The following is a 10802-nucleotide window of genomic DNA, read 5'->3' on the forward strand; positions in this document are numbered from 1 at the left end:
CCCACAACAACAATGGAGCTTCCGAGAAAGGCTGTTGCTGGGGGGAAAATGTCATGGACTCGGAGCTGTCTTCGCCCGGGTTGTCGTTGTTCGTCCGAAAAGGAGATAAATAAAAGTTCGCCGCGCAGGCTGCCTGGGGTTGATGCAATTCTGCTGGGAATTGGTCGCTGTCCTCAGATAATTGGCACCCGTGCGCATATGATCCGCCGCAGATCAAGGTCGCGAAACAGGCTGCGGCCAATAGTGCGAATTTGCATTTCAACCGGGAAAGGTTTTGCCTTTTTGATGCCATCGCGAATGCCTCCATATCATGGGAAATAAGCATGTTCTATGCCAATCCATTTCTTAACTTCAACTAGGGAGCTGTCCCGGTGAAGTGGTCTGTAAGTGGTCTTGGCTTCGACCCGGGCCGGGATTGGGGATACTGGAATGATCGGCTGACAGGAAATATCCTGAAAAACAGGAATTATCCTCTTTTACAGTTCATTTCCCCATGATGAATATAAAAAGAGTCAGGTTGACTGACCGCTCCTTTGCATTCACAGGTTTAATGAAGTCGGCCTTTTTCAGGGAGAAAATCGATTTCCCGGCATTCCGGGATTGGGGAAAGCTTCTGGCACGATAAATGCTTCACAAAAGTTGGCTTCTACCCGGTCCAGCGAGCCGTCCAAGGACGACTGCAACTAGGACAGCAAGAAGCGACAAAAAGGAGGTTAGCATGCTTGAAACAATTTTAATTATCTTGGTTGTGCTTTGGGCCCTGGGATTTTTCGCGTTCCACGTCGGCGGCTTGGTCCACGTTCTTCTGGTCATCGCCCTGGTGGTTCTGATCGTGCGACTGTTGCAGGGCCGCAGAATTCTTTAGCCGCGAAACCGCATATATGATCCGGCCGAAGTGGCGGGCCGCGAGGCAGGGATGGATACTCTTTGCCATTCTTGGTCTTGTCAGCGCCTGCCTCTTCCCCGCTCAGGTTTTCAAGTACCGGAAAATGGAGCCTGAAAATGGATATCTGATCGGGACCGTTCCCTTCGAAAAATGGCTGAAAAGAAATTATTGCGGACCGGCTTGCCTGGCCATGGTCCTCAACTACTGGAATGAAACGCGGCCCTTCAAGCAGCAGGAAATCACCGCTGAGATCTTTGATTCCGCCAACCAGGCGACCTACAACTCCGAGATGGTCCTGTACCCGCGCCGCAAAGGATTTGCAAGTTACTCGCTGCAGGGAAACCTGGGGGTATTGAAAGATGTAGTCGGCAAAGGCATCCCGGTGATCGTCCTGACCAAAACCATCAAGCAGATCGCCAAAGGCCACTACCGGGTGGTGATCGGGTTTGACGATGATCAAAAGCAGATCATTTTCCACGACCCCTTTTTGGGAGGCCGCCGGGCCATGACGTTTAAAACGTTCATGAAGGTCTGGGAGCTGGGGAAGGGGCGGAACCAGTCCCGCTGGATGATGGCCGTGTTTCCCGATGAAAGTCAGTTTCCCTTTCCCAATCTGCTGGATGATCCGCTGACCGCTATCAATCTGGCCACCGCCTATTACCGGAGGTCGGATTTCATGAGTTCGCGGCAGCAATGGGAAAAAGCTAGGGAATCCCTCAGCGAAGATCCCTGTCCCCTTTACAGCCTGGCCATGGTCAGCCTCAGGGAAGGCAAGGCCGAGGAGGCTGAGTCGTATGCCCTGCAAGCCCTCAGCCTGGACGCGAAAAGCGCTTACGCCCACGACGTCCTGGGGCTGGCCTATGCCAATCAGGGAAGGATCAGCGAAGCTTTGGAGTCCCTCGATCAGGCTCAGCGGCTTGCCCCTGAGGAGAAGTTTATCCGCATGCATTACCTGCAGGTCAGGGCTCTCCGCAGCGCAAGGGCCCGGCTTGAAGATATAAAAAAAAAGGAGAACCAAAATGAAAAAGCAAGTTAAACTCTGGAGTGTCCTGCTGATGATCGTGCTGGCCTCTTCCTACGCCATGGCCGTCGAAAAAGCGGCGGTCCAGCAGGCAGGGACGGCCGATCAGCTCGTGATCGGCGCTCAGGACGTGATCACGGCTCAGGACGCCGGGGGGGGATATATGTCCACCAGAGATATCATCCTGGTCGTGATCGTTGTTTTTGCGGTTATCGGTTTGATCGCCGTCCTTTAGCAGCGGCGATCCGGATAGCTTTTTTGGAGAAAGCTTCTGATGGAAAATCTTTCTTTATTCAGATCTGAAGAGGGGGAAAGGGCGTCCTCTCTCCGGGGGGGAGGACGCCTGTTCTTATGCCGCCGAAGATATGAAAAATTTAAAGAGATTTTCTTGGATCCAATTTTTTTAAGGAGGCAATTTTAATGAAACTTATAGGGATTATTTTGATCATCCTTGGCGTTCTCGCCCTGGCCTATCAGGGCATCCGCTATACCACTCAGGAGAAGCTGGTTGATATCGGTTCCCTCCACGTCACGACCACGGAGAAGAAAACTTTGCCGCTGCCGCCGATCCTGGGCGGGGTGGCGATCATCGCGGGCATCGCGCTGATTTTCGCCGAGCGCAGGAAGAAATAGGGGATAGCGGCGACCGGACCGGTTAAAACCAAGCGGCTCGACGAAAATGTGAAACTGCCAAAATTTAAAAAGCCGACAAAAAAAACAGTGGGGCTGGCCATCTTCGGCTTGGCCTTGCTGGTTGCGTCTATCCTCTATTTTTCGCTGCCGGGAATTACCGAAAATATCCTCAGCACGCAGGCGGAAAAATTCGGGCTGAAAAACCTGCAGTTTAGGGCCATCCATGTCGGCTGGCGGCGCCTTGACCTCGGCGACATCACCGTGGGCGATCCGGGTAATCCTTCCTTGCGCATTCCTTATTTATCCCTGGAATATTCGCTGGCCGGGCTTTGGCAGAAGAAGATCAGGAATGTCCGCCTGGTCGGCGCCTGGATTAAGATCGAAGACCTGGGCCAGGGTTTCAAATTCCAGGGCATGACCGCTCAACCGCCCCAAGCCGGCCGAATGATCACGGTCGAACGGCTCAGCCTGGAAGACGGGAGGGTATGTTTCGCCTGGGCCGGCCGTTCTTTGGAAGTTCCCGTCAATGTCACCCTGCGCGCCTCCGGACCTGATTATGTTCTTGCCGCCACCTTGCGCCCGCTGGCGGAGACGGTTCGCCTGCAAGGCACGGTCGATAAAACAATCACGGCCGGGAAAATTGCTTTTGTGGTCCCGGGCTTCCCCCTGCAGGCGCTGATCGACCAGACCGGCTTCGGGTCTGCCGCCTGGGCGAAAGGCAGGATCGTTGCCAAAGGTGAGATCATCCTGGGGGATGGAAATTTCAAAACAGCGGCTGTTTCAGTTTCCGCATTGGGTGAGTTGCGGTTGGCCACCCCGGAGCAAGCTTCGGTTTTCCTGGATTTCTTTTCCCTGGCGTTCATCATCAACAGCGGCTTCAGGGCGCAGGATATCGTTGCCAGCATCCAGGGGCGCCAATTGCAGTTTGAAAAATTTGGGGTCGAAGCCCCATTCCATTTGGACATCCAAAGCCGCCAATGGCCCGATTTGGAATTTTCCATTCGCGATCTGGAGATCGTCCGGCCCCTGCCGGTTGCGGTTGAACGCATCACCGGCAAAATCAGCGGGCCCTGGGCGGCAGCTCAAATCAACGGCAGTTTCCGGTTGCATGACGGAAAAGGGATGCTGGCGGCGCTGGGACTGCCGGCGGAAATCGCCCAGCCCTATGCCGTTGACGGCGATTTTCAGGGCAGCTTGAAGACAGGAAAGATCGCCTGGACCATGCAGGCCAGGGGCCAGGGCCGCCTTGCCGTTGCCATGGGCCAGGATTCGCTGCGGGGCCGGTTGAACCTGAATGCCGCATTAAGCGGCGACGCACAACGCCTGCATGCGAGCGCTGCCTGCCGGATGCTGGCGGCCGTTCTGCAGCTTGCCGGCTACCGCGCCCAGGCCGAGTCGCTCGGCGGCGATGCGGAAGTGGATTACGACTATGGGGGAAGATTTCATGGCCGGGGCCTGGTAACCGTCAGTGGCGGCCGTGTCTCGTCCGGAACGGATGATGGCCTGGCGGCAGCGGGCATCAGCCTAAAAATGCCATGGCAATGGCCCGGCGGCGGCGCGGGCGGATTCTCCGTCGCCCGGGTGCAAAGCAACGGCATGCGCTGGCAGGACATCAGCGGCATCCTGACTCAGAAGGACTCGACTCTGAAGTTTTCAGGGTTGATGCACAGCGCCCTTGCACGTATCGTGCTGACGTTTCAGGGGCAATGGTCAGCGAATCGCTCCGCCGGCAGCCTGCAGGCCGATTTCCAGGTCCCACCGGTCGTGCTGCCGGCCGGAACCGCGCTGCAACCACTGCATCCCATGCTGCAGCAAACGAGCGGCAGCGGCCGTTTCCAGGCCGAAGGCCGAATATGGGCGGGGAATGATTCCCCCGGCGGCATGGTCATCGTAAAAATTGCGAATGCCGATTTTGACCAGCCAAAGGAAGGGATCGCCCTGCGCGGAGTCAATGGCTCGATCACGCTCGACCGCTTGTTCGACTTTGTCACCGCCCCGGCCCAGCGTATCGCTTTCCGGGAATTGAAATGGCAGGATATGTCTTTCACCAACGGCGAACTGGTTTTTGCCGGCGAGGGCGGCAATTTGGTTTTTATAGAATCGGGTCGGTTTGACTGGTGCCAGGGAAAAATCATCGTTGCTCCTTTCCGGCTGGAAGCCGGGGGGAAGGATTTTCTCATGACTTTTTACTGTGATCGCGTCAATTTCGCCCAGATGCTCAACGCGTTGCTGGGAAAAACGACCGTCAGCGGCGATGCCGAGATGAACGGCATCGTTCCCGTCAAGATGGTCAAGGGCAGCCCGGTGTTTTTGGACGGCTACCTGTATTCCACCCCCGGCCGCAGCGGGAATCTGAAAGTCGCCAAGCCCGAGCTCAGGGGCTGCTCTTGGAAATCAACTTCAACGACATCGACCTTAAGGACCTGCTCGAAGCCAGTAGCCAGATGACCTCCAGTCATCAGGAAAAATAAAATAAAAAAAAGGAGGAGACATATGGGGAAAAGGATGTTTTTGCTGGTGGCGGTGCCGGTGCTGCTGACCGCCGCCTGCATAAAAATCAAGCACGAAATGACCATCCAGCCGGTTCACATCACGGTGGACGTGACGATCAAGATTGACCGCGAATTGGAAAATTTCTTCGCCGACATCGACAAAGCCGCGGTCAAAACCGAGAAGGACAGCACCTCAAAAAAGGAGGAATTGAAATGAAAGGCAAACTCAAAAATTCAGCCGCCCTCTTGGCGGGATTATTCCTGCTGGCGATTTTCGTCCAGGCCGAAAGCGCCGAGCTGAAGGAACGGTTTTTGCAAAGGAAGCCGCTGCTGGAACAACTGAAGAACCAGGAGTGGATCGGCGAAAACAACCTCGGCTTTTTGGTATTCAGAAACGACGCCGGGAAAAGCGAGGAAAATGTCCGGATCGTCCAGGCGGAGAATGAGGACCGTAAAACGGTTTACGCCGAAATCGCCATCAAGGTGAACACCAGCGCTGACGAGGTCGGCAAGCGCCGGGCGGCGCAGATCGCCGCTGGCGCCGCCGTCGGTCAATGGCTGCAGGACGCCGCCGGCAACTGGCATCAAAAACAGTAAGCGCATAACAAGACAATGAGAAGCAAATAAAGGAGGCAACAAAATGAGTAAGTTTAAACTGACAAAGAACCTGTGGATGATCCTGCTGGGCATCTGGCTCATCATGACCGGGCTGATCCCGCTGCTCCATTTGAACTTTGAGGGGCTTGCCCTGATCATGACGATCCTGGCCATCGCATCCGGAGCTTTTATCCTGCTCGGACGCTAAGACTACATGCCTTACCGGCTTCGGGCGCCGGCCTTGGCTTACTTCAATCCGGTTTCTTCCAGGACTTTCAGCAGCTGTTCGAACCTGACCCCGGTCTTGGGGCTGCGCGGCGGCGTGCAGCCCGGGACGCTGGCGATCGACAGGTCGTAGGTGCCGATGCGCCGGGCCAGGGCCATGGTCTCGATCTTTTCATGGGCGATCAACGGGCTGTAAACCGGGCAGTCGCTGCCCCGGCGCTGGGCCATGAGGTTTTTCAGGGTCTGCGACGCCACCTGGACGATCAGCTTGAGCTTGCGGCCGGCGCTAAACGCTTCCAGCCGGTCGCGCAAACGGGCCACTTTGGCTGCTTCTTCCGCGGAAACCTGGAAGTGAAGCAGGACCGGCCAGACGCCGCGCTTCATCATCAGGAAGGTGGCCACCGGTGAGTCGATCCCGCCCGAGATCAGCGAAACCAGCTTGCCGGCGCTGCCGACCGGGAAGCCGCCGAAGGCGTTGATCTTCTCGCTGAAGAGGTAGATGTGGCGCTGGCCGATCTCGATGTACAGCTCGAAGGCCGGATCCTTCAGCCGCACCGGGGTGCCGGTCTGCTCGGCGATGAGGGCGCCCATTTCCTTTTCCACCGCCATGGAGTTGGGGCTGAAATGCTTGTCCAAGCGCTGGCAGCTGACCCGGAAATCGGCGCTGTCCTTGATGTCGGGGATGAATCCCTTGATCGCCTCTTTCAGCGTTTCGTAGTCCCTGGCTATCTCTAGGGCCGGGCTGTACGAGTAGACGCCGAGGACCTTTTCCAGGTCGGGAAGGTCGGCGCAGTCATGGATATAGATGCGGCCGCGCTGTACCGAGATGCGCGAGAACGGATGGTTGTTGGTGCGCAGAAACCACTCCAGGTCGTTTTTGAGGCCCAGTTCGAACTGGCTGCGGTTTTTGCCCTTGAGGCTGATCTCGCCGTAGCGGACGATGACGGCCCTGTCCCCTAGCCGGGGACCATTAAGGCCGCTCATGGCTGCAGGCCGCGCAGAAAGGCAAGCAGGATCTCGCCGGTGCGCTGCCGGTGGTATTTTTCCAACGCCGTCTGCTGGCCGGCCAGGATGGCCGCTTTCAGTTCCGGGCGGGTCAGGATCTGGTGACACAGGGCGGCGATTTTCAGAAAATCCTTTTCATGCACCAGCACCCCGCCGTGGTTCATGGTTTCGGCGACCGCGCCGGCGTCGTAGGCCACGACCGGGATGCCCAGGTAAAAGCTTTCCGGGACCGGGGCGCAGAAGCCCTCGTGCTCGCTCAGGTGCAGGTAGAGGTGGGCCAGCTTGAAGTAGGAGACCACCTCGGCCAGCGGGATATGGCCGCTGAAATGGATGCTCTTCACCCCCAGCTCCCGGGCCAGGTTCTGCAGGGCGGAGAAATAACGCTCGAAGCCGCGGTATTCGCCGACGATGAACAGCCGGGAATCGGGCTGGAAATGCTTCTGAAACAGGTGGAAGGTCTTGATGATGTCTTCGACCTTCTTGTTGGGAATGATGCGGCCGACGTACAGCAGGTTGGTCTTGTTGTCGGCAAACAGCTCGCGCAGGACCGGCAGCACCGGCTGGTCGAACTTGGCAAAATCCATGACCAATGGCAGGACGCCGGTCCGCTTGAAGCCGGCGTCGACCAGATCCTGGCGGTTGTATTCGGAATCGCCCAGGGCCAGGTCGACCTTGTCGGCCAGGCTCTTCAGCTCCAGCCGGCCCCGGAAGCAGTCCTTGGCCAGGATGCGGTGCCAATCGAGGAAGAACTGGTAGGGGGTGATGTTGTGGTAGATGATGATTTTCTTGTCCTGCAGGCGCAGGAATTTCTTGGTCACCGGCGAGCCGATGGAAAAGTGGTAGATCACCAGGTTGGCCGGATCGGAAAAACGGTCGTAGTCGAGATAGTTGCGCACCTGGAGGGCGTAGCGCGGATGGAAATGCTTGGTGAAGATGTCGGATTCGATGCCGTTGGCGCGCAGGAAGTCGCGGATCTCCAGGGCTTCGTTGCCGATGGCGTCGCCGTAGGCGTAGGAGGTCAGGAACTGGTGGACTTTCATGACGACGGCAGTTTTTTCTCCAGCGCCCGTTCGCGGTTCTCCAGGAATTCGCTGCGGTCCTCCAGGATCTTGATCTTGGTCTTGAGGAGCTCTGCCTCGGTCCTCAGCTTGGAGATCTCGACGATCATGTTGTGCATGGCGTTGTGCAGCAGGCGGATGTATTCGCTGCTCTGCAGGACGATGCGCTCCTTTTTCTGCAGCTGCAGGATGCCGGTCTTCAGCTCGATGTACAGCGGGCGGGTCATGAAGCGGATCAGGGGCGAAAGCAGGCTGCGGACCTTTTTCATCACCGCCTTGACCGCTCCCGTCTCGCGCAGGGCTTCCTCGAGCGCCACCTCCGGCGACTGGTTCTCGGCGAAGCCCGGATACAGGATCGGGTCGTAGATGTTGGGGATCTCCTGGAAATCGGGCAGGGGCTGCAGCTCCATCTCGGCGATTTCGTCGATGTCGCGCTGCTTGAGAAGGCCGGCGTCCTTCCTGTCCTGGATTTTCTTGCGAATGGCTTCCATGATCTCGTCGACGTTGATGCCCGGGCCTGAGCTGATGAAGGGTTCCATGCTTCCACCTCCTGCCCAGGCATTATACAGGAAGGGGCGCTAGGGGGCAAGAGCGCAAACCGGTGCTGATCAAGATCATTAGCGAAGAGTACAGTGTTGTAGTGACAGGTCGCGTCCCCATTCGGGGACAAGCCCTGTCACTACCGATATATGATGCTAATCGGGTTTGTCCAGCGCCTTGTCGTTGACGCCCGGCAGCTCGGCCGGGATGCCGGTGAAGTGGACCAGCCGTTCGTGGAACTTCTCGGCTTTCTTGGCCGTCTCGTCGTACTTGCCGGCGGCGTTGTTGATGTGCTTGCCCAGCAGGCTGAAATCGGCGTAGAAATGGGTGAAGCCGTCCTGCACCTTGACCAGGTTTTTTAATATTTCCTTGGTCTGCTGCTCGATCTTCAGCCCCTTCAGGCCGAAGGCGATGGCCATCAGGTAGGCGTAGAAGCTGTTGGGCGAAACCGGGATCACGTGCCGGGACATGGCGTAATTGAATATTTCGTAGTTTTTCTCGCTCAGCGAGTCGCTGATCATGGTTTCGTAAAAGACGTTTTCAGCCGGGATGTACATCAGGGCGAAATCGAACGTGCTTTCATCGGGGCGGATATATTTGTCGGCGATTTCATCGATGCGCAACTTGACGCTTTTGATGAATTCCTTTTTGTTTTTTTTCCGGCTGTCGTCGTCTCCCGCCGCCAGCAGGCGCTGGAAGGCTTCCAGCGGAAACTTGGCGTCCACCGGGATGATCCATTCGCCCAGGCGAATGACCGCGTCGACCTGGACGTTGTTTTTAAAGGAGTACTTCATAGTGTAATTGCCGGCCGGGAAAACCTGCTGCAGCAGGTCCTCCAGCAGGAATTCGCCCAGGTTGCCGCGCAGCTTCGGGGCGCGCAGGATATCCTGCAGCGAAGCGATGTCCTGGCCGATCTCTTTCATCTGTTTGGCGGTTTCCTCCAGCGCCCCCAGTTTTTTCTGGATTTCGCCGACCACGCTGCCGGTCTGGCTCAGTTGCGAGGTGATGTTGCCCTGGGTGCGGGTCAGGTTCTCGTTGACCGTGCGCGTGATGGCGTCCAGCTGTCCGGACATCACTTTCTGTGCTTGCTGAAAAAGTTCGGTTTGCCGGCCCAAGGCCTGGTGCTGCGACTCCATTTGGGAGGTTTTCATATCCAGCAGCTGGTTCTTCAAGTCCATGACCTGCTGGTTGAGCGCTGCGTCCCTGGGCCTTGACAGGATGACGATCAACACCAGGATGGCGATCAGCACCGCGCCCAGAAAAACAATGATTGCCGTATCCATGACTGCTCCTTTCTCCTTCCTGAAGACAAACTAACAGAACATTTTGGAAAAAGCAACTCCACTCAGGTCCAGGAAGTGAAGACGTTCGGCGTTGGGCGTTCGGCGTGAAGAAATTCAGAGAGTTGTGGAGCTAGTCATTTCTGTCACCGAACTCCGAACTCTGCACTCCGAACTCTACCATTGTTTGACTTTTGGCCGCGCAGTCATCGAGGCCGTCGGCGAGCAGTCGCAGCGGCTGGGCTCGCTGATCCCGGTCATCCTCGACGCCAAGCGCGGCGACATCGCCTCCACCGCCATGGCCTACGCCCGGTCGGCGTTCATCACGCTGGGGGCGCATGCCGTCACCCTCTCGCCCTACCTGGGCAAGGACTCCATCGATCCTTTCCTGACCGACAGGGAAAAGGGGGTGTTCCTCCTGTGCAAGACCTCGAACCCCGGGGCGGGCGATCTGCAGGACCTGCCCGTTCTGGAACCCGCTCCCGATGTCAACCAGGGCAACCGGGCCGTTCAGTCCCCCGAGGGGACGGCCGAAGCGGTCCAGCCCCCTGCGGGGACGGACCGGACGGTCCAGCCCCTCTACCTGGTCGTCGCCCGCCTGGCCCAATCATGGAACACCTCGGGCAATATCGGCCTGGTGGTCGGCGCCACCCAGCCCGAGGCGCTGGCGCGCGTCCGCGCCGTTGCCCCGGACTTGTGGTTCCTGGCCCCCGGCGTGGGCGCCCAGGGCGGCGACCTGGAAGCGGCCCTTCATGCCGGCCTGCGCGCCGACGGCAAGGGCATGCTGCTGCCGGTATCGCGCTCCGTATCGCGCGCCGTCGATCCGGCCGTGGCCGCGGCCAAACTGCGCGATGAAATTATCAATATAATGTACCGGCGCGAGCGCTAAAAGCCGCCGGTCGAGGAGTCATCAGCCATGAAACGCAACTGGATGGTTTATATGACTGTGGGAGGGGTCTGGCTGGGAATGGTCGTGGCCATGCCGGCGGCTTCCGCGCTGGGCCTGTGGAAAACGGTGGATGAAAAGACCCACCAGTCCCGTTCCATTGTCCGCATCTGGGAGGA

The 10802-nt window shown here is 57.7% G+C and carries 14 protein-coding genes; 9 read left to right on the top strand and 5 right to left on the bottom strand.

The genetic code is table 11. The features are described from left to right. Nucleotides 1–292, bottom strand: a 292-nt coding sequence (locus NTW95_14005) for a hypothetical protein (protein MCX6558521.1), incomplete at its 3' end; no start/stop codon positions are given. 426 nt (nt 293–718) lie between these two features. On the opposite strand from NTW95_14005, the gene NTW95_14010 reads away from it, so the two are divergent. From NTW95_14010 to NTW95_14045, 8 genes are all read left to right on the top strand, one after another. Further along, a complete protein-coding gene (locus NTW95_14010) occupies nt 719–865 on the top strand; it encodes a lmo0937 family membrane protein (protein MCX6558522.1) in 147 nt (48 codons plus the stop codon). A gap of 16 nt (nt 866–881) precedes the next feature. Then, nucleotides 882–1922, top strand: coding sequence for a C39 family peptidase (locus NTW95_14015; GenBank protein ID MCX6558523.1), 1041 nt, complete (start codon nt 882–884; stop codon nt 1920–1922). Next, entirely contained in the window at nt 1906–2142 is a 237-nt protein-coding gene (locus NTW95_14020; protein MCX6558524.1) for a hypothetical protein, read from the top strand. The genes NTW95_14015 and NTW95_14020 overlap by 17 nt, the downstream gene beginning before the upstream one ends. Before the next feature lie 185 nt (nt 2143–2327). Beyond that, a complete protein-coding gene (locus NTW95_14025; protein MCX6558525.1) occupies nt 2328–2540 on the top strand; it encodes a DUF3185 domain-containing protein in 213 nt (70 codons plus the stop codon). A gap of 48 nt (nt 2541–2588) precedes the next feature. After that, complete coding sequence (locus tag NTW95_14030) at nt 2589–4988, top strand: hypothetical protein (protein MCX6558526.1); 2400 nt, start codon at nt 2589–2591, stop codon at nt 4986–4988. A gap of 45 nt (nt 4989–5033) precedes the next feature. Next, nucleotides 5034–5249, top strand: a complete 216-nt coding sequence (locus tag NTW95_14035; GenBank protein MCX6558527.1) for a hypothetical protein — start codon at nt 5034–5036, stop codon at nt 5247–5249. Beyond that, nucleotides 5246–5629 carry a DUF1318 domain-containing protein gene (locus NTW95_14040; protein ID MCX6558528.1) on the top strand — a complete coding sequence of 128 codons (384 nt, stop codon included), beginning with the start codon at nt 5246–5248 and terminating at the stop codon, nt 5627–5629. Before NTW95_14035 ends, NTW95_14040 begins: the two co-directional genes overlap by 4 nt. Before the next feature lie 43 nt (nt 5630–5672). Next, the gene (locus tag NTW95_14045; GenBank protein MCX6558529.1) at nt 5673–5837 is read left to right on the top strand and encodes a hypothetical protein; all 165 of its coding nucleotides are present in this window, start codon (nt 5673–5675) and stop codon (nt 5835–5837) included. 38 nt (nt 5838–5875) lie between these two features. On the opposite strand, the gene NTW95_14050 is transcribed toward NTW95_14045, so the two are convergent. From NTW95_14050 to NTW95_14065, 4 genes are all read right to left on the bottom strand, one after another. Further along, nucleotides 5876–6838, bottom strand: a complete 963-nt coding sequence (locus NTW95_14050) for a THUMP domain-containing protein (GenBank protein ID MCX6558530.1) — start codon at nt 6836–6838, stop codon at nt 5876–5878. Further along, nucleotides 6835–7899 carry a glycosyltransferase family 4 protein gene (locus tag NTW95_14055; GenBank protein ID MCX6558531.1) on the bottom strand — a complete coding sequence of 355 codons (1065 nt, stop codon included), beginning with the start codon at nt 7897–7899 and terminating at the stop codon, nt 6835–6837. Before NTW95_14055 ends, NTW95_14050 begins: the two co-directional genes overlap by 4 nt. Then, the gene (locus NTW95_14060; GenBank protein ID MCX6558532.1) at nt 7896–8456 is read right to left on the bottom strand and encodes a hypothetical protein; all 561 of its coding nucleotides are present in this window, start codon (nt 8454–8456) and stop codon (nt 7896–7898) included. Before NTW95_14060 ends, NTW95_14055 begins: the two co-directional genes overlap by 4 nt. A 156-nt stretch (nt 8457–8612) precedes the next feature. Beyond that, on the bottom strand, nt 8613–9740 hold the full coding sequence (locus tag NTW95_14065) for a DNA recombination protein RmuC (protein ID MCX6558533.1): 1128 nt from the start codon (nt 9738–9740) through the stop codon (nt 8613–8615). Nucleotides 9741–9924: 184 nt separating this feature from the next. Between NTW95_14065 and pyrF the strand changes: the two genes are divergently transcribed. Next, nucleotides 9925–10626 carry an orotidine-5'-phosphate decarboxylase gene (pyrF, locus tag NTW95_14070; GenBank protein MCX6558534.1) on the top strand — a complete coding sequence of 234 codons (702 nt, stop codon included), beginning with the start codon at nt 9925–9927 and terminating at the stop codon, nt 10624–10626. Nucleotides 10627–10802: the final 176 nt, after the last annotated feature.

The sequence above is a fragment of the Candidatus Aminicenantes bacterium genome (assembly GCA_026393795.1).
Classification (GTDB): Bacteria; Acidobacteriota; Aminicenantia; order UBA2199; family UBA2199; genus UBA2199.